This is a genomic window from Stieleria magnilauensis (assembly GCA_007753675.1).
GTDB classification, from domain to species: domain Bacteria; phylum Planctomycetota; class Planctomycetia; order Pirellulales; family Pirellulaceae; genus Stieleria; species Stieleria magnilauensis.
This window is the reverse complement of the sequence record CP036432.1, coordinates 7,867,460-7,886,408: the sequence shown is the minus strand read 5'-3', so window position 1 is coordinate 7,886,408 and position 18,949 is coordinate 7,867,460. Positions and strand designations below refer to the sequence as shown.

At 56.8% G+C, this 18,949-nt stretch carries 16 protein-coding genes; 7 read left to right on the top strand and 9 right to left on the bottom strand.

What is annotated here, in order from left to right; genetic code table 11:
* Window positions 1–234 precede the first annotated feature (234 nt).
* Genes TBK1r_RS28040 through TBK1r_RS28030 form a run of 3 tightly spaced genes read left to right on the top strand, consistent with a single transcriptional unit; the run spans window position 235 to window position 5,179 of the window.
* The gene (locus TBK1r_RS28040) at window positions 235–867 is read left to right on the top strand and encodes a sigma-70 family RNA polymerase sigma factor (RefSeq protein WP_145218288.1); all 633 of its coding nucleotides are present in this window, start codon (window positions 235–237) and stop codon (window positions 865–867) included.
* Entirely contained in the window at window positions 864–3,866 is a 3,003-nt protein-coding gene (locus TBK1r_RS28035; protein WP_145218286.1) for a serine/threonine-protein kinase, read from the top strand. The genes TBK1r_RS28040 and TBK1r_RS28035 overlap by 4 nt, the downstream gene beginning before the upstream one ends.
* Complete coding sequence (locus TBK1r_RS28030) at window positions 3,863–5,179, top strand: hypothetical protein (RefSeq protein ID WP_145218284.1); 1,317 nt, start codon at window positions 3,863–3,865, stop codon at window positions 5,177–5,179. Before TBK1r_RS28035 ends, TBK1r_RS28030 begins: the two co-directional genes overlap by 4 nt.
* A 184-nt stretch (window positions 5,180–5,363) precedes the next feature.
* Here TBK1r_RS28030 and TBK1r_RS28025 read toward each other — a convergent pair whose 3' ends face one another.
* The 4 genes from TBK1r_RS28025 to TBK1r_RS28010 all read right to left on the bottom strand — a co-directional run bounded on the left by TBK1r_RS28025 (window position 5,364) and on the right by TBK1r_RS28010 (window position 8,489).
* The gene (locus TBK1r_RS28025) at window positions 5,364–5,741 is read right to left on the bottom strand and encodes a hypothetical protein (RefSeq protein WP_145218282.1); all 378 of its coding nucleotides are present in this window, start codon (window positions 5,739–5,741) and stop codon (window positions 5,364–5,366) included.
* Window positions 5,742–5,950: 209 nt separating this feature from the next.
* Window positions 5,951–6,403: a hypothetical protein gene (locus TBK1r_RS28020; RefSeq protein WP_145218280.1), complete on the bottom strand. Its 453-nt coding sequence runs from the start codon at window positions 6,401–6,403 to the stop codon at window positions 5,951–5,953.
* A 597-nt stretch (window positions 6,404–7,000) separates the two neighbouring features.
* The gene (locus TBK1r_RS28015; RefSeq protein WP_145218278.1) at window positions 7,001–7,621 is read right to left on the bottom strand and encodes a hypothetical protein; all 621 of its coding nucleotides are present in this window, start codon (window positions 7,619–7,621) and stop codon (window positions 7,001–7,003) included.
* Between the two features lie 364 nt (window positions 7,622–7,985).
* Window positions 7,986–8,489, bottom strand: coding sequence for a hypothetical protein (locus TBK1r_RS28010; protein ID WP_145218276.1), 504 nt, complete (start codon window positions 8,487–8,489; stop codon window positions 7,986–7,988).
* 701 nt (window positions 8,490–9,190) lie between these two features.
* Between TBK1r_RS28010 and TBK1r_RS28000 the strand changes: the two genes are divergently transcribed.
* Window positions 9,191–10,639, top strand: a complete 1,449-nt coding sequence (locus TBK1r_RS28000) for an IS4 family transposase (protein WP_145208643.1) — start codon at window positions 9,191–9,193, stop codon at window positions 10,637–10,639.
* Window positions 10,640–11,361: 722 nt separating this feature from the next.
* Here TBK1r_RS28000 and TBK1r_RS27995 read toward each other — a convergent pair.
* Both TBK1r_RS27995 and TBK1r_RS27990 read right to left on the bottom strand, forming a co-directional pair.
* On the bottom strand, window positions 11,362–11,658 hold the full coding sequence (locus TBK1r_RS27995; protein ID WP_145218272.1) for a type II toxin-antitoxin system RelE/ParE family toxin: 297 nt from the start codon (window positions 11,656–11,658) through the stop codon (window positions 11,362–11,364).
* Window positions 11,646–11,852 (bottom strand): hypothetical protein, encoded by a 207-nt coding sequence (locus tag TBK1r_RS27990; protein WP_145218270.1) that lies wholly within the window; start codon window positions 11,850–11,852, stop codon window positions 11,646–11,648. Before TBK1r_RS27990 ends, TBK1r_RS27995 begins: the two co-directional genes overlap by 13 nt.
* A 493-nt stretch (window positions 11,853–12,345) precedes the next feature.
* On the opposite strand from TBK1r_RS27990, the gene TBK1r_RS27985 reads away from it, so the two are divergent.
* On the top strand, window positions 12,346–13,794 hold the full coding sequence (locus TBK1r_RS27985) for an IS4 family transposase (protein ID WP_145211934.1): 1,449 nt from the start codon (window positions 12,346–12,348) through the stop codon (window positions 13,792–13,794).
* Window positions 13,795–13,965: 171 nt separating this feature from the next.
* Window positions 13,966–14,091: a hypothetical protein gene (locus tag TBK1r_RS39150; protein ID WP_419580472.1), complete on the top strand. Its 126-nt coding sequence runs from the start codon at window positions 13,966–13,968 to the stop codon at window positions 14,089–14,091.
* 780 nt (window positions 14,092–14,871) lie between these two features.
* Here TBK1r_RS39150 and TBK1r_RS27980 read toward each other — a convergent pair.
* The 3 genes from TBK1r_RS27980 to TBK1r_RS27970 form a co-directional block, all read right to left on the bottom strand.
* Window positions 14,872–15,477: a hypothetical protein gene (locus tag TBK1r_RS27980; protein ID WP_145218268.1), complete on the bottom strand. Its 606-nt coding sequence runs from the start codon at window positions 15,475–15,477 to the stop codon at window positions 14,872–14,874.
* 517 nt (window positions 15,478–15,994) lie between these two features.
* Entirely contained in the window at window positions 15,995–16,321 is a 327-nt protein-coding gene (locus TBK1r_RS27975) for a hypothetical protein (protein ID WP_419580471.1), read from the bottom strand.
* A gap of 27 nt (window positions 16,322–16,348) precedes the next feature.
* Window positions 16,349–17,536 (bottom strand): S49 family peptidase, encoded by a 1,188-nt coding sequence (locus TBK1r_RS27970; protein ID WP_145218266.1) that lies wholly within the window; start codon window positions 17,534–17,536, stop codon window positions 16,349–16,351.
* 121 nt (window positions 17,537–17,657) lie between these two features.
* On the opposite strand from TBK1r_RS27970, the gene TBK1r_RS27965 reads away from it, so the two are divergent.
* A complete protein-coding gene (locus TBK1r_RS27965; protein WP_145218264.1) occupies window positions 17,658–18,800 on the top strand; it encodes an ABC transporter permease in 1,143 nt (380 codons plus the stop codon).
* Window positions 18,801–18,949 lie beyond the last annotated feature (149 nt).

The window sequence follows — 18,949 nt, the reverse complement described above, 5'->3', positions numbered from 1 at the left end:
GAGTCCAGATTCCTTCAAAACGCACTCGTATTGGAGGAAATATCCAAAATTCGCGGTCTGACCGTCGATTCGTGTCCCCAGACCATTGCCGGCGGCTACTTCGAAGCAAAAAATTCAGAATCCGCGTGACGCCAGGAATCTCGCCCGGCCAAAATCTAAAGTGGCGTACGCTTCCAGCTTGCGTTTTCCCGGCCAATCGCCAATCGCCGATCGCCCCCATCGCGTGTGCCCCCCATGTCCAGTATCACGACCAGTGAAGCGAATCGATTGCTGGCGGCTGCACAAAACGGCCAAGACGATTGCCTGGGCCAGTTGTTGCAGATGTATTTGAACTACCTGAAACTGCTGGCCCGCACCCAACTGGACCGAAAACTCCAGGCCAGAACCAGTGCGTCCGACGTGGTCCAAGACACGTTGCTGGAAGCCCACCGAGATTTCGCCCAGTTTCGAGGCAACTGCCCCGAGCAATTCCTCGCCTGGCTGAAAACGATACTGGTGAACAACCTGGGACACATCATCCAGCGACACGTACTGGCAGAAAAACGCGACGTTCGACGCGAAGTCTCGATCGATGACATCGGTGCGACGCTGGAACGATCGACCGCGCGGCTGGTAGCAATCATCGCCGACCGAGGCCAATCACCGAGTGCCGACGCGCAAAAACACGAAGCCAGTCTGTTGCTGGCCGATGCGTTGGCCGAACTGCCCGACGACTACCGCGAGGTGATTCTGCTGCGGCACATCGAAGGGCTCGCGTTCCCCGACGTCGCGGCGCGGATGGAACGCACGGCGGGTGCAGTGCGGATGCTGTGGATGCGGGCGATCGCACAATTGCGGGTCCGGCTTGAATCGCGAGGCGTACTATGAACGACGTCGTCACCAACGACCGGCCGTCACCATCCTCTGCCGTGCCACGTGAAGACGTCGCCACGCTTGCGGCCAACCCGTTGGACGCGCTCACGCCGCAACAACAGGAACAGCTTTCCAAAATCCTGGAAACCTACCTCGACGATCTGGAACAGGGGCGACCGGCCGATCCGGAATCGTTGATTCAACGCCACGCGGAATTGGCCGAACCGCTGCGATGGTATCTGCGCGGTTTGGACTTCGTGCACCAAGCCACCGCCGAACTGGGACCGAAAGAGCATCCGGATGACGTGGGATTGGTCAGCCACAACGAGCTGGGCGATTTCGAGATCCTTCGTGAAGTCGGACGCGGCGGCATGGGCGTGGTCTATGAAGCCAGACAGAAATCACTCGGTCGTCGGGTCGCGCTCAAGGTCTTGCCGTTCGCTGCCGTCCTGGATCGACGACAGATCATTCGCTTCAAGAACGAAGCCCAGGCCGCCGCCCAGCTGCACCATCCCCACATCGTTCCCGTTCATTCGGTCGGATGTGATCGCGGCGTCCACTATTACAGCATGCAGTTTATCGACGGCCAGGCGTTGGACCGAGCGATCGACCAACTAAGAAACCTGCGTGACGGCACGGGCGAAAATGCCACCAACGCGTCCGGCAGCACCCTTCCCGACGAAGCGTTCTCCACACAGCGCAGCGTTCGCTCCCAAAACCATATCAACTCCGTCGCCGAGCTGATTCGACAAGCGGCCACCGCGATCGAGCACGCTCATGAATTTGGCGTCGTGCACCGCGACATCAAACCCTCCAACCTCCTCATCGACCAGCAAGGAAAACTTTGGGTGACCGACTTTGGACTGGCACGCTGCCAAAACAGTATCACGATCACCATGACGGGAGATCTATTGGGAACGATTCGCTACATGAGTCCTGAAGCCGCCGCGGGTCGCGGCAGCTTGGTCGACCACATCAGCGACGTGTATTCGTTGGGCGTCACGCTCTACGAACTCCTCACCCTGGAACCACCCCACGCCGCGACCGATCGTGTGACGTTGCTCGATCAGATCCAACGCCAACAACCCGAACGGCCCCGACGACTGAATCCCGCTATCCCGATCGACTTGGAAACCATCGTGCTCAAAGCGATCCAAAAACCGCGCGATGATCGCTATCAATCGGCGGCCGCCATGGCGGAAGATCTGGCCCGATTCCTGGCCGGCAAACCGCCGCTCGCCAAACGCCCCTCCGCGATCGATCGTCTTTCCCAATGGGCCACGCGGCACCGTACCCTGGTCGCCTCGATCGTCGGCGTGTTGATCCTGACTTCGCTCGCCGCCGGCACCGCCACCATGCTGCTGTCGCAAGAAAAAAGCCGAACCGAGGCGGCATTGAAAACCGCCGAATCCAACTTCGAACAATCCCAGCTGAACCTTCAAACCGCAATCGACGTCGTCGATCGGTTTGGAATGCGGTTGGCAACAAAACTCGCCGGCGTACCCGGTACCGAGACCGTCCGGCAAGCCATCATGCAGGAGACGTTGGCTGACTACCAGTCCTTCGCCGATCAGATGGACGGTGACGCCTCGATGCGTTTCGCGTTGGCCCTTTGCAACACCCAAATGGCATCGATGCATCGTCAATTGGGACGGTTTCCCGAGTCCGTCGACTGTTACCAAACCGCGATCAATCTCTACCAAGACTTACTCGCTGACGACGAACACGATCCGGATCCCAATCATGCGCGGATCGTCCATGACTTAGCCGTCTGCCACAACAACCTGGGCGAACTCGCCTTCCAGCAGGGCGACTTCCCAACCGCCGAATCCGAATACCAACAGGCGCAACAGATCATCGACAAGCTTGGCGGCGAAGCAAAAGAAGAAACGCAGATCAAGCATTTGCGGATCGCGGCGCTGGTGAACGTCGGCAACCTGGAACGCGCCGCCGGCAAAACCGCACAGTCGCGACGGACCTACGAACAAGCCATCGAAATGCAATCCGCACTGCTGAAAGTCGATCCAGACAACCTGCAATACCAACGTGAACTGGCGGTCTCCTACGCACAGTTGTCATTCCTGTTTGCCGGCAATGACTTGGACGCGGCAGATCGATACAACCGTTTGGCAATCGGTTTGCACAAGACGATCGTCGAAGATCGCCCCCACGACTTGGCCGCGCTCTCGGAACTGGCGACCTGTTACAACCATCGCGGCGCCATCTTCAACCGCCGCGGACGAACGGCCGAAGCACTCCAGGCCTACCAAGACGCGATCGATGTCCAACAAACGCTGGTCCTGCGTGCCCCGACATCGCCCCGATTCAAAGAACAACTGGCCGTCGCCCACAACAACATGGGACAGGTCTTGCTATCGCTGGACAACTCGTTAGCTACAGAGACGTCAGCCAACGAGTCGTCAGCCGACCCTTCTTCTGGCGAAGCCGCTTCCGCCGATGCGCTCTCCCATTTCGAGAAAGCCGAGTCGCTGCTGACTGAACTGGTGGACACATCACCATTATCGCCCCACTACCGAGCTCAACTCGGCGGCGTGCTTTCGAATCTGGCTCCACTTTTGGAAAAATCGGATGCCGAAGCAGCCCGGAAACACTATCATGATGCTATCGAGCATCAAACGTGGGCCTCGGAAAAAGCGCCACAAATCCAAGACTTCCGAGTCTGGCTGAGTGCCAGTTATGTCAAGTATGGTCGGTTTCTAAGACGCCAAGGGCAGTATGACTTGGCCGGTGAACTGGCGCTTCAACGAAGAACACTTTGGATCGCTGATCCGAATCATTTGTATCGAGTCGCACTGGAGCTTGCCGAATCGGCGAACGGGGACGGCGCTTCCTCGCTGGCACTGAATCAACGTTGGATCACTCCGACGCTTGAAACGTGGCAGATGGCCGTCGCATCGGGGCTCACCGACGTCGAGACCAAACGAAAGGATCCGACCTTGCAAAAGGTCATGCGGTTGGCTGATCCGTCCACATCTGTCGAACCACCAGAATGATCAAAGTACCTTCGAATTCCAATCATCACATCCGCCGTCTCCGTCAGCGCCGCCATCATCGCGGCGGCCGACGGCTGACGATGGAACGTTTTGAACAGCGAAACCTGCTCGCCGGTCCCGAGTTCGAGGCGGTGGATTTTTTGGTGAACCTGGAAATCAGCAACCTGTCCAGCGCCAATCACCAAACCGTACTGCTGCGACTGGAACCGGTCCGCGACGGAGCCGACAATACACTGCGTTTGAGCGCCCGGCAGATCTCGGACGTGTCGAACGACGAATACCTCGCCGCCAGCGATCTGTCAGACCAACGCGGTGTGTTGCTCAGGTCCGCGATGGTCGATGCCATCTTGACGGACGACCTGTTCGGTGCCGCCATCGATGCGGAATTTTCCTCCGGATCCCATGATCCGATCACCATCGCGGTCGATCGCGGCAATGGTGATGTTGAGTATTTCCACTACCCCGATGACACGGACCATCAATTGTCACCGGCGGAAGTCATCCCCACGCCCGTGATGCCAACCCTCGCGCACGTACCGCCGATCGATCCGTTTTCAATCGACGACGAAGCGGACCGCCGCGATGTGACCGAGCCCGCCTTGGAAACGGTCATACCGAAGTCATTTAAAACCGTATCGAATCCCGAACCACATGCCGGCAGCGACGCGACGATCGATCGATTGACCGATCAGCTGCCGGGTGAAGGCGAAGTGATCCGCTTGGCGACGACATCCGCATGGGTTGCATCCCAGTCGGATTGGATGGACGGTCAACTGCAGTCGGATTCGGAATACATCGTGACGAGTATTCAACGCGTTTCATCATCAGCGGTGGATGCCGAAACCGGGACGGAAGACGATCAGCCGACGGGCCCGTCGGAGACAGGGATCGTCGATTCCAACACACGACCGCATGATGTTTCCGCGACCGGTGTGTTGGACGCCAGACAACCGGAACCGCCGCTGTTTGCGGCCATCACGTCGCTCGAAGTTGCCTTGGTGTTCGAGATCGGAGCGTTTCCCGATGTCCAGACGACCGACTTCGCGACGCTGTCGCAGTGGGATCGCCCGACGGATCAAGGTGTTGCTGAAACGACGCTGCCGCACGCCGCGTCGGCCGCCGTCGCACTTCAGCCCTCGAGCACGACAGACATCTCGGCGTCCCGCTTCCCCGTTCGCAAGTTGGCCGCAGCGCCCGTGGTCCTGATCCTCGCCGGCGCGGTTTGGACGAAACTCCGCAGCCGGACACCAAACGCCGACATCTCAACCGCCCCGAATCACAAACTGAAGTTAACGACGCTAAAACAGCGCTAACATTCCCGTCATCTTCACAAGCGGCCTAAGCATCCCACTCGCCATCTAAAGTGGGGTAAGCATCCTGCTTGCCACCCCCGAGTCGCGAAGCACTCGCCCCCACCCCCGCGCAACAGCGGCCACACCTCCCGCTCGCCCCATCACCAAAAATCCTCTCCCACCAGCGTTGCATTGCATCGCAGAACTATTGGTCGCTCTCACGGCTCGATTCGTCGCTGTCATCCGGAATCCTCCTCCTTCCCACGAAAGCAGACAGGGATTCGATCGCGATCAGCACCGCGATCCCAAAGAACACGGCGTACGAGAGCATGGAAAAAAGTGGAACATAACGCACCATTTTGACCCAAACATGCGGGTGCTGATCGTTGAACGACACGAGCGAAACATACAGGGCCCAGATCAAAACCAAGCCGAAGCCGTTGCCCGCGAAGACGCACCCCACGTTGATCGGCTTTCTCGCCGAGACCCGAACGACGAGCACCTTTGCGGCGACTTGGAAGGCGAATGCGAACAAGAGCACCGCCAACAAGTTGCCATGCATGCGAAAGGAATTGAGGCTCATCGAAAGCTCGATAAAACTGCCGAAGACAAGCCAAGTCGGTGATGCGATGACATTGGAAAACACGGAAGTCCGCAACGCGTGTTTCTCGACTCCCGAGCAGGTCACAAATGGACGCTCAAGAACGCTCGCCAAGGCGACAATCGCAAGGTAACAACTCGCTTCTATCTGCATCTTGAGAGGCGCCTATCGTTTCGTCGGCTTCTGGACGGCTAGTCCTCAAAAGACGACGGAGTGGTAACGGCAACTGGGAATGCTTCCTTGTATCCCAGTGGTTGAATGAACGGTCCGTTTCGAATTTGACCGTAGTACACCCCGAAACCGTCATGGTTCAGTCGAACATCCGAATGCCACGTTTTCCCGCTCGCCGAGTCAACCCATGAGAAATCGACTCGGTAGGCATCAGCCTTAGCCGAATAGCGAACATCTTTCACCGTGGTCGTCATCGTCCCGAGTGTGGTGCTCTTCTCAAATTGCCGAGCGACTTCCTTGGGAGACAAGGGCTGCTGCGATGCGAGGTCTTGTTTCAACCGTGTGACCTGACGATTCATGATCACGGTATTGGCCGCGAGCGCGCCAATCGCGATCCACAGCAACAAAGTACCGATTGAAAATTGAAATCGTCGGGGCACAGGCGTTTGCGATGGGTTCGCCTCGTCGATCATGTCTTAGATCCAATGTGTCATTCATGGTTTCCAACTAACGATAACGATGCGCTGGCAGGGGCGAAAGATCTGACCACTACATCCCAAGCAGACTGACGGAAAGACAAGCCCCTGCGCCGTCTCCTCCATTGCACGTTCTGGCTCACTCTCCAGAGTAGTTAGACCGACATCCCGCAGGGATCACAGCGAGTAGCCGGAGGTCAGCGCAGTGCCACCTCCGGACCAGGCACCCGATCCACCCCACGACCCCGGACGGGGTCGCAGCAAATTCCAGCAAACCCGTCGCACGGGTCAGCGAGCGAAGCAAAGTGACCGCTACCCCAGGATACAAATGCCCAGGGGACGTCGATTGTATTACTGACGAATGACTCGCCGTACCGCGTTGTGGGAACGACTCGCGAGCGGCAACCGCTCCTGCGGCCCGCACGCCAGCGGCGTGCCACATCAAAGCTCCCACCCGGAGTGCGCTTCGCGACTCCGGGCTTTGTTGTGGCACCGCTCTGCGGTGTGCACCGCAGAGCGGTGCCTGCCCAAGAGTCGCTCAGTAATACAATCGACGTCCCGCTGACTGCACGACAAGTAGATGGTTCGCCGCATCTACAATTTGGGATGCGGCAGGTGCAACCGAAACAGCTTCAGTAGCGACTTCGCGTGGTCATCGCTGACAAATCCGTACCAGCCATGAGCATGCTGTTTTTTCTCGGAATCGTACCGAGGAACGTAGAAGTTCTGGCATTCCCAGCAAACGGTTGTTTCGAACAGCAAATCATCACCGCGGTACAGTCGGAAGCCGTAAACGGGGAGGTGGCAGAACGCACCACCAAGACGATCGAAGGTCATTGACTGCCATGCCATCCGCAGTTTGTCGCAGTCGCGGCCCGTGATTGAAACGTGCGCATGAATATCCGCGTGTACGCCGTAGGGGTGCACCGGAAACGTGTCGCCAGTCGGCTTGCGTTTCGGTGCCTCGTCGCTGAAAGGATCTCGTTTGGGTAAGGATACCGCATACAACTCGACACGATCAAACCGCGGAAGCGAATCGGTGTGGGCAAGCGACAACATCCGCTCATGCGGCGTGTCACCATCAGGATGGGTCGGCGTCCATTCCGATTCAGTGTTGGCATCGTCTTGGTCGGAACCAAATGGATCCGCGTCCTGCGATTGCGCAAGCGTCAGCGATGTGAGCAGGACGAATAGGGTCAGTATTGGTCGCATCATAGGTTAACGCTTGTCCGCAAACAGCTCAAACAACTCAGACTTGACTTCGGTCACCCCGCTTAGCTTGCCGAGACTTGATAGGATTGCTTGGCTCAGTTTCGCAGGGAGTGACAAGGTTTTCATCGTCTCTTCTCCGGAGAAGTTTCAAACGAATAGAAGGCCCCGTGTTCGAATTTTGCAACGAATTGCGATCTATCCGCGTCCCCGGAGGATCGGGAATGGATCACGATGCAAAACGCTTTCAGCCTCAGGCGGGCCAATGATGGATCTCGATTAGAACGGATCCCGACAGAGGGTGCCAGCGTTTTCATCCCAAGCGAACTCGATCAGGGCCCGGTCCACGACATGGTTCTGTGTCATTCCCTCAGCGGACGCGACCGTACACAAGAACCATTCGCTCCAGATAAATTTCATCTGTCACCACCGAGACCTGTCGTACCAGTTTGTCATCGATCAGCCTCAGGTTGTCACAAACCTTGGTGTCTCCGTCGTCATATCGCAATGCGGACGCGTCCATTGCATTCGGCGTTGCCCAGTCCGGTACGCCTGCGGGTTCAAGGATCGTTAGTCCATCACGGTCGACGACTGTGCCTATCATGGGGACGTAAGCGTTTACTTGAACGCCGCTGACGTCGAACATCAAGGCATCGAATTCGATCGTCTCCTCAGAAAACGCGCTGCCTTGTATTTTCATCACCAACCCGGCCATCGGAACGGCATCAGGAATCTGTGCATCGCCGTTGCCGCGGAGCCACGCCTGAATCTTGGCCAAACAAGCGGTATCCTCGTCGTCACCCCAGGGAATCTCATCGACGAGATGGTGGTACCGCTCGAGTTGCCATTGGCCATTCATTGATGCGATCGACATCGAAAGATTCCTGGCTGCAATAGAAGACAGAACGGTAACGATCACGTGGTCGCCGCGAACGACGCACCACTTCCACAGAAATCAACCTTGCGGCTAGCGTGCATCTGCTGGTTCGGAACGCGGACTGTCGTCATCGCTTTTACGACGTAACACCAGCACGGACAAACGCGATCCGCTCGGCGCCTCAAATTTTGTTGGTCGCTCAACGGTCGAATCGATTGTCAGTGACGAACACTGTACTCGATCGCTATCGCTGAGGGAAATTCCAGCCTCCCCATCTGCAGCCGACATGCCGTCGTCAGTCGTCGTTGACATCGTCGGGCGCCGAACCAGCGCAGCCACGTCGACCGCCCGCCAACCCTACGAGGATCGACGTGATGCCACTCCAATCCGCCGAAGCGAGGTCTCCATCCCGGAGGGATCCCAGCCAGTAGCCGGAGGTCAGCGCAGCGCTTAGGTTTGACCACATCTTTTTGTTTGCCAGCGGATGTGTCGAGTTGGCGCGGCTGTGAAACCAATTGTTGATCTTTGTAAATGAGTCAAGCTTGGTAAGGTTGATCTGGTAATTTGGCGATGCCTGGAGTTTTTTCCCTGTGGGAACCGTGGCGTGGAACACACGCTGCGATTGATTCGCGACGGCGGGTTGAGATGGTTGCTGGTGACGGAATGGCTACCAGCACTCGTATCACGGAAGGCCCCCCATGGTTTTGCCCCTGCAAACATTTGGACAAGTCAACTTTGCCAACGCTCAACTCGGCGACAAACGTAGAACAAATCGTCTCGTACAACTTGCTGACTCAATGGCTCGACGACCAAGTGGAACATTGCCACAGAAATTCAATAGCCCCAAAGACCTCAGGGCTTTCTACCGGTTGATGGACCGTGACCAGGTGACGCATGAGGCAATTCTCGCATCTCATCGTGAGGCAACCTGTCACAAGATCAAGCAAATCAGAGGCCCAGTCCTGATTCTTCATGATGCCACCGAGCTGGATTTTACCAATCACAAGTCACTTTCCGATGACATGGGCCAAATTGGCAACGGCAATCGCCGTGGGTACATCGCGCAAAACAGCTTGGCCGTGAACCCGAAAACACGGCAAGTAATTGGATTGTGCAATCAGGTTTTGCACCATCGGGAGGATGCTCCCAAAGACGAACTGACCGCTCAGAAACGCAAGCGTGAATCACGAGAGAGTCGATTGTGGTTGCGCGGTGCCGATCCACTGGCTAACAGCGAGAAACTCGTTGATGTTTGTGATCGAGGAGCTGACACGTTCGAGTTCCTCGAACATGAATTGGCCAGCGGCCGTAGGTTCGTCATTCGTGCCTCTCATAATCGGGCGATCATTCCTGGACATGGCGATCAAGGCAGTAGCGATCAAGCCTGTTACCTTCGCAACTATGCTGCCAGCCTTCCGCCAGCAGGACACTGGACGTTATCGGTAACGAGCAAAGTCGACAAGAAAGTACGGGTTCGCAAAGGCAAAAAGAAATCAGCCAATCGACGGGCTCGTGAGGCGAAGATGGCTGTCTCATTTGCCCCGGTTCAAATCAAACCACCCGCGAAGAAACTAGGAGAACACGGCAACGATCCGCTTGCCGTCTGGGTTGTTCGAGTCTGGGAAGAAGATCCGCCCGCCGGAGAAGAGCGTCTGGAATGGTTTTTGATTACAAACCAACCCGTACTTGATTTTGAAGATGCCTATCAGGTTGTCGGTTGGTACGAATGTCGCTGGATCATTGAAGAGTATCACAAAGGGATGAAAACAGGATGTAGCATTGAGAGCCCGCAATTCACTAGCGAAGAACGTTTGCAGCCAGCGATCGCTTTGATTTCAGTGGTGGCGTTGACTCTGCTGCAAATGCGTGATGCCAGTCGTCGTTGGGACGCAAAGAAACGCAAAGCGACCGAAGTTATCTGCAGCGACTACGTGAGTGTGCTGAGCGCTTGGCGACATGGCCAAATCAAACCCGACTGGTCAATTCACGATTTCTACTATGCACTGGCGAGACTCGGCGGTCATCAGAACCGCAAATCCGATCACCCACCGGGATGGCAAACGATTTGGCGAGGCTGGAACGACCTCCAAGCGATGCTCTGCGGCGTTGACGCAATGAAGATTGTAAAAAGATGTGGTCAAACCTAAGGCGCAGCGCCACCTCCGGAACAGACGCCCGATCCACCCCACGACCCCGGACGGGCAACGCTATGAAGCATTTTTTTAGCGGTAGGGCGTGAGCCCAATACCGCTAAATCGACATTGATGGGCGCCGCTAGCGTTGGCGCGAACCGGCTGATGTCAGTTGATGATCAGCCGTTTGGCGCGAGCATACGGGCCCTGCGCTGGTCAATCACCTTCTCGATTTAGCAGTATTGGGCTTGCGCCCTGCCGCTAACACCTCTTAAAACGCAGGAAATAGATGCTTCACAGCGTTGCCGGATGGGGTCGCAGCGAGTTCCTGTCCCCTGTCACTTCCGACATCCAAAGCCGCTCGACTCGCAACGATCGATGCGTCGTTCGATTCGACGGAATCGTCTTTGAGTAGAAGAACAACACCCTCCGACCACACGACGCGAGTTACGGGGGAGTCATGCGCCTGCGGATCACTCAACGGGCCACAAGAGATCAAGACGGCGACCGTATCAAAACGCTGACGACGGACGGCCAGAGGGTTCCAAACGCCGTCGTCAGCCTTCCGGGATGGAGTCCCACGTAAAGCACCGTCGCCGGCCATCACCGCAGATCAACCGCCGAAGCGGCAAGCAGTTCGATGAAGTTCAACGTCGGTGGTCACCGCGTCGCCACGATGGATCGGAAGTCAAAAATAAATTTAACTCGCCGACTGCAGCGCACCACTTGGCTCTGCCTTATTCCAGGTAGCGGCCGAGATCCATAGCCGAATGAAAAACTCCAAGCACTCGAATCAAGTCCTCTGAGACCACCAAATACGGAATTCGATAGTGTCCATAGAGGATCTCGCGAATTTCGCGGTCGGCAATGGGTTCGTACCGTTGCCCAAGTTGAGGATACGACGCGAGCAACTGAACCTTTTCATAAATCTCGACCACAACCTTGCTGGCAGCTGTGGGATTGTGTTCAGCAATGTAGTCGTAAACAGAACGCAACCGACGCTCTGCTTCGTCAGTCCACTCTACTTCTGCCATGAGTCGATGCGTTCGCGAAGCTCGGCGCTGGAAACAGTTCGATCGGCGTCGCTATCAGCAAGTCCGCGACGAACCATTTCTGCATAAGCGAGCTCTCGCAAGATCGATTGAAAGCTAGCGTCTGACGGTTGGCGAGCGATGATATCGGCAGCGGCGTCTTTGTCTGAAAGCGGCGGTATTGAAGACGTTGACATCAGGATCCCTGTGACTTCGTGGACGAACCTATTCTAGCGTCTCAAAATCATAGAGCAATCATTGTTGGTCTTGCTGTCTTTCCGTGGGGACAATTAGTGCCGGGGAACGAATTGCGATCTATCCGCACATGCGCAGGAACGAGGATCCATCGGGCGCCAGAACTTTGCCGAACCTCACGTAGGCCGGTGATGGGACTCGACATCCCGAAGGGATCCCAGCCAGTAGCCGGAGGTCAGCGCAGCGCTTAGGTTTGACCACATCTTTTTGTTTGCCGGCGGATGTGTCGAGTTGGCGCGGCTGTGAAACCAATTGTTGATCTTTGTAAATGAGTCAAGCTTGGTAAGGTTGATCTGGTAATTTGGCGATGCCTGGAGTTTTTTCCCTGTGGGAACCGTGGCGTGGAACACACGCTGCGATTGATTCGCGACGGCGGGTTGAGATGGTTGCTGGTGACGGAATGGCTACCAGCACTCGTATCACGGAAGGCCCCCCATGGTTTTGCCCCTGCAAACATTTGGACAAGTCAACTTTGCCAACGCTCAACTCGGCGACAAACGTAGAACAAATCGTCTCGTACAACTTGCTGACTCAATGGCTCGACGACCAAGTGGAACATTGCCACAGAAATTCAATAGCCCCAAAGACCTCAGGGCTTTCTACCGGTTGATGGACCGTGACCAGGTGACGCATGAGGCAATTCTCGCATCTCATCGTGAGGCAACCTGGCACAAGATCAAGCAAATCAGAGGCCCAGTCCTGATTCTTCATGATGCCACCGAGCTGGATTTTACCAATCACAAGTCACTTTCCGATGACATGGGCCAAATTGGCAACGGCAATCGCCGTGGGTACATCGCGCAAAACAGCTTGGCCGTGAACCCGAAAACACGGCAAGTAATTGGATTGTGCAATCAGGTTTTGCACCATCGGGAGGATGCTCCCAAAGACGAACTGACCGCTCAGAAACGCAAGCGTGAATCACGAGAGAGTCGATTGTGGTTGCGCGGTGCCGATCCACTGGCTAACAGCGAGAAACTCGTTGATGTTTGTGATCGAGGAGCTGACACGTTCGAGTTCCTCGAACATGAATTGGCCAGCGGCCGTAGGTTCGTCATTCGTGCCTCTCATAATCGGGCGATCATTCCTGGACATGGCGATCAAGGCAGTAGCGATCAAGCCTGTTACCTTCGCAACTATGCTGCCAGCCTTCCGCCAGCAGGACACTGGACGTTATCGGTAACGAGCAAAGTCGACAAGAAAGTACGGGTTCGCAAAGGCAAAAAGAAATCAGCCAATCGACGGGCTCGTGAGGCGAAGATGGCTGTCTCATTTGCCCCGGTTCAAATCAAACCACCCGCGAAGAAACTAGGAGAACACGGCAACGATCCGCTTGCCGTCTGGGTTGTTCGAGTCTGGGAAGAAGATCCGCCCGCCGGAGAAGAGCGTCTGGAATGGTTTTTGATTACAAACCAACCCGTACTTGATTTTGAAGATGCCTATCAGGTTGTCGGTTGGTACGAATGTCGCTGGATCATTGAAGAGTATCACAAAGGGATGAAAACAGGATGTAGCATTGAGAGCCCGCAATTCACTAGCGAAGAACGTTTGCAGCCAGCGATCGCTTTGATTTCAGTGGTGGCGTTGACTCTGCTGCAAATGCGTGATGCCAGTCGTCGTTGGGACGCAAAGAAACGCAAAGCGACCGAAGTTATCTGCAGCGACTACGTGAGTGTGCTGAGCGCTTGGCGACATGGCCAAATCAAACCCGACTGGTCAATTCACGATTTCTTCTATGCACTGGCGAGACTCGGCGGTCATCAGAACCGCAAATCCGATCACCCACCGGGATGGCAAACGATTTGGCGAGGCTGGAACGACCTCCAAGCGATGCTCTGCGGCGTTGACGCAATGAAGATTGTAAAAAGATGTGGTCAAACCTAAGGCGCAGCGCCACCTCCGGACCACGCGTCCACGTCCCCCCACGACCCCGGACGGCAACGCTGCGAAGCATTTTTTTAGCGGTAGGGCGCGAGCCCTCCGGTATTTCAGGAACGATGAGGGACCGGAGGGCTTGCGCCCTGCCGCTAACACCTCGAAAAACGCAGGGAATAAATGCTTCACAGCGTTGCCGGACGGGGGCGCAGCGAGTTCCAGTCCATCGTCACTTCCGGCATCCAAAGCCGCTCGACTCGCAACGATCGACGCGTCGTGCGATTGGATGGAATCGTCTTTGAGTAAAAGAACAACACCCTTCAGCCACACGACGCGAGTCACGGGGGAGTCATGCGCCTGCGGATCACTCAATGGGCCACAAGAGATCAAGACGGCGGCCGTATCAAAACGCTGACGCCCTGCGGCCAGAGGATTCAAGAAGCCGGCGCCAGCCTGACGCTCCGGAGTCCCACGTAATGCACCGTCGCCGCCCAACACCCCAGATCAACCGTCGAAGCGGCAAGCAGTTCGATTGTGTTCAACGTTGACGATCACGCAGTCGCCGCGGACCACTCGCCACTTCAACAAACTCAACCCCGCGACCCACGTGCAGTTTCTGGTTCAGTGTTTTTTCGGGTCTGTGAATTGCATCCGACTAGTCCGGCGAACGCGGCAAAGACTCGTGAGGTAAGTGACGGTCTCGGAGGCCACAATGAACGAAACGAGAGTCGGTCGGTTTTGCGATCACAAAAATCTGCAAAGCCACCCGAGAATGTGTTTGAATTGGGCAGATTGCCTTGCATGTCCTTCACAACGAACGCGACATGTTCCCAGATCGTCACGTCGTGTATCACTCGGTCGCCAAACTCGTCTATTGGCTCAAGTCGGTAAGAACACCAAAACATGTCTTCGAATTGAGGATCAAACATCGTGGCGACGCGTCGCTCGTTGCAGTAGATCACAAACATCGGTGCGTCGCGGTCACGGTTTTCGACGTTCGCCATCTTCTCGCGTTTTTCAATTCTTTGTCACAGAACGACAGCGGTAACGGGGCCGCCGACAAAACACTGGGTTTCAAAACTCGCGTCATCGGCGGGGCCCGTTTACCGCTTGGCCATCGTCTGCTGTGAGTACCTCTGGCGACTCTCGTCGTGGGAAAAACATTAGTTTGATGCCCCATGGAAATCCCACGAGCCCAAAAATCAAAAGCGGGTAAGCCACCCACGGTGACGGCATCGCACCATCGAGTTCCAGCGCGATGGCACCGCTCAGATTTACATTCGGGTAGAGAGGTGCAAACTGTTCTTGCTGATTCTTGCCGAGGCTTTGAAAGAAATTTGTTGCGACACCCGTGACAGTCTTTCGTTTCAAAACAGCATTTAGTTGTGCAGGATTCTTGATGTGTTGTGAATGGAGAACAACTTTGCGATCGGGCCAAGAGCCATCGGGCAACAGCAACGGTATCCAGACGCGTTGCCAAGTGCCATCGTCTTTTAAGGTGACAATGTGTTTGCCGAACTCGAAGTCCGTAACTGTCAGGTGGACATTTGACGTTCCGTTGACTTTTCCAATGCTGGTGAGCATAGCGCGCTCGGGGATAACGCTACCGCGTAGCAGCAGTGACGATTTGTAGCCGCCCATGAGGAGCGCGCCCGTACCGAGATAGAATAGAATGCGTCCAGGAAACGACATTGCGTAGGAGTCGACCTAAGGATTTGACGGGTAACGTCCACCGGGGTCACCGCGGCACGGTGAACGACATTGTGTTTTCGATGGACACCGACTCCGCGGCTGCGCGTGCGGGCGGATGGTTCTCGCGTCCGGCCACGACGACAGTTGGAGTCATCGCTGTTGATGGCCAATCTACTCCATCCGAAACGCCGTGTGAAAACTGAGAATCCCATTTTATGGTCGGGATGTCAGGCGTTGGGCATTCACGGAACCAACGGAGAAGAGTTGGTCCATGACAACATCGCCTGCTCAGATTTCAGGTCGTGGGCGAGGCAACGCGTTTTCTGCCGTCGGCAGTAAGGGAAGGACTCGTCGCCTCGTCCACTACCGTCTGCGACAGTCGCTGGGCGAGGACTCGTCGCCTCGTCCACGACCGTCTACGCCAGTCGCTAAGCGAGGACTCGTCGCCTCATCCACTACGGTCTAATTCAGACGCTTGGTGAGACGGGACACTGGCGGCGCGAACGAATGCGGGGGCTCATGAATCGCGGTCACCTGATCGCCAGCGGGTCCAGGCGTACTTGGCGAATGAACTGAGCCCGGCAAAGTGGTACGTCGGGTCGACGTAGTGCTCGATCACGTAGAACGCGAAGTAGTAGGCTCGGCAAAATGCCCAGATGCAGATGCACAACAATGCAATCTCTGGCAGCCCCGGCATCCGGGAAATCAGAATCCCGGCGGCAAGCATTCCCAGCGCGAGAAAAAGCGTGCCCTTTGCCCAGATCAAGTTGGGGTTTTGAATGTCGCCCAACAGCGATGGATCGCGCGACGGTTGGCTCGAATGATGGCGTTCGGAATCAGACATAACCGCTTGGTACGCAGCCGGTCGCCGTTAGGGTCGCGCCAGGGTCGCCATCGCGGGGTCGCTTTGCCACAGGTACAGGAACGTCGGCATGGTGCTGCGGTCGAGGCCGGGCACGCGGAGCGGGATCAGCGAGCTGAAGACGGGCTGATTGGGCGAGACATCCAACGGCGTGTAGGCGGGGTCGTTTTCGCGTCGATACATCACGACGCGGTCGTCAGGTTTTAAGCCGGCTTGCTGTTTGGCCCATTCGATTGCGGTGTCGATGTAGCCGACGCCATCGACCAACCCCATCGACTGGGCGTCGCTACCGCTCATCACCCTGCCGTCGGACCATTGGTCTTGCGACTCGGCCAGCTTGGGCCGCTTCGATTTGATTTGATCAATCAAACGCTGGTGGAACCCATCGGCGATTCGCTGCAACATCACCAGTTCGTCCGCTTCGATCGGGCGTTCAGGCGTTCCGGCGTCGATTTTTTCGCCGCTCTTGATCGGCATCGACAAAACGTTGAACTGCCCCATCGTGTCTTGCAGGTTGTAGAGATTCAAGATCACGCCGATTCCACCGACGATGCTGGTCGGGTGCGCGATGATGGCGTCACAGTGATTGGCTAGATAATAGGCACCGCCGGTTCCGACGGTCATGATGTTGGCGATGATCGGCAGCTGGCGGTCCTGCTTCAGCCTCGCCAATTCATGGCACATCATGTCCGACGCCGTGACGCCGCCGCCGGGCGAGTTGATTCGCAGCACGACGGCTTTGACGTCTTTGTCGTTGCGTATCGCGTCGATCTTTTCATGGAACAGGGCGACCGGGTTTTCGCCCATCGAACCGATCCCGCCGACGTTGCGATCGACCAGGAAGTCGTCCACGTCCAAGACCGCAAGTTTCCCATTCCGCGTCGCCTGGCCGGAGACGACGACTGATGTCAGCGGTGTCACGCGGCTGTTGGGGCTGAGACTGACCGTCGTTTTTAACTCGCCCATGTCCATCTTGCCGTCGACGGTCATGTCGCCGGTCATGTTGAAACCGCCAGCCATGTTGACCGCTCCGTTGTGGCGAAACACTTTGCTTCCGCAACCGCTGGAAAGCAACACGACAAAAAGCAATAGGAACAGCGTGGAATCGCACCGCCATAGCGGTATCGTGTCGGTTTCCTTGTTGCCGGTAGCGACCTGCTGGGGCCTTTCCATGTCGGTGGTCGGATGCAGGTTCATGGGTCGGGTGAATCGACAGCTGGGTTGAAATCGGTGAAACTGGCTCCCGTCGGCCAAACTTTGCTTTTGCCGGTTGCGGACCGTCCGCTGCAACACCAATCTCCCGATTTTGCCTGGCACGATGCGATTTAGCGCGTTAATCCTGAAAAACCTGACTCGCCGCCCGCTGCGGGCCGCGTTGACCCTGATCGCATTGACGATGGCGGTCGCGTCAGTCGTCGCACTGCGGGGGATCGCCAAGGGGTTCACCGAGTCGTTTGCGGCCATCTATGAATCCCACTCGATCGACATCGTGGTTTCCCGCCAGGGCACCGCGGACCGATTGAGCAGCAGTGTCAGCGAAGAGGCGGTCGGGCAGATCGAACGACTCGACGGCGTAGCCCGGGCCGCCGGCGTTCTGCTGGACACACTTTCGCTGGAAGACCAACAGATTTTCGGCGTCCCCACGATGGGCATCGCAGCGGACAGTTGGCTGCGAGAGGATTTCCGCTGGCGCGAGCGAGGTTCGGCGGTGGCGGCCGGCTCGGCGGAAACGCCCCCGAAGCAGCTTTCGCTGGGGATCCATCTGGCCGATCGCGCGGGGATTTCGGTCGGCCAGAACGTAATGATTTTCGAAGAGCCATACGTCGTGGACGGGATTTTCGAAAGTTCCAGTGTTTGGGAAAACGGCTCGATGATCATGCCGCTGGAGCGGCTTCAGGCGATTTCCGACCGCAGTGGGCAAGTAACGTACATCAACGTGGTGCTGGATCGGGCGGTCGGCGGCAAGGACGCGCGATCGATTGTCGACCAAATTCACGCGGTCGACAGCCGCCTGCACGCGATGACGACCGATGAATTCGTGGGGACCGACACACGGATGCAACTCGCGTCGGCGATGGCCTGGATGACGTCGATCATCGCCCTGGCGATCGGAGCGATCGGGACACTCAACACGATGATGACCAGTGTTTTGGAGCGGACGCGTGAGATCGGCGTGCTCCGCGCTGTCGGCTGGCCGCGGCGGCGTGTGATCCGGATGATCGTCTCCGAATCGATCATGCTGGCGTTGCTGGCCAGTTTTTTTGGCGGCGGCCTCGCAATCCTTGCCACCGATGCAATGAGCCGACATCCCGCGGTTCGCGGGGTGCTGGTGCCCGCAATCGACGCAGCGACGTTGTTGGAAGGTACGGTTTTGGCGGTCTTTATCGGGCTGCTCGGGGCGCTGTTGCCAGCCAAACGTGCCGCTTCGGTAATGCCGACCGAAGCACTGCGAAACTCCTGAAGGGCGTCACCGGCGGATCGGTGGCCCGAATTTCGGGCGAGTGGAACGGCACTTGCGGTCCGCAACGGGGGTGGGTAGGCACGGGATTTTTTGAGCCAGGGTTTCTTGAGCCTGGGTTCGTCAAGCATCGCGGCGCCTCTCGCTTCCCC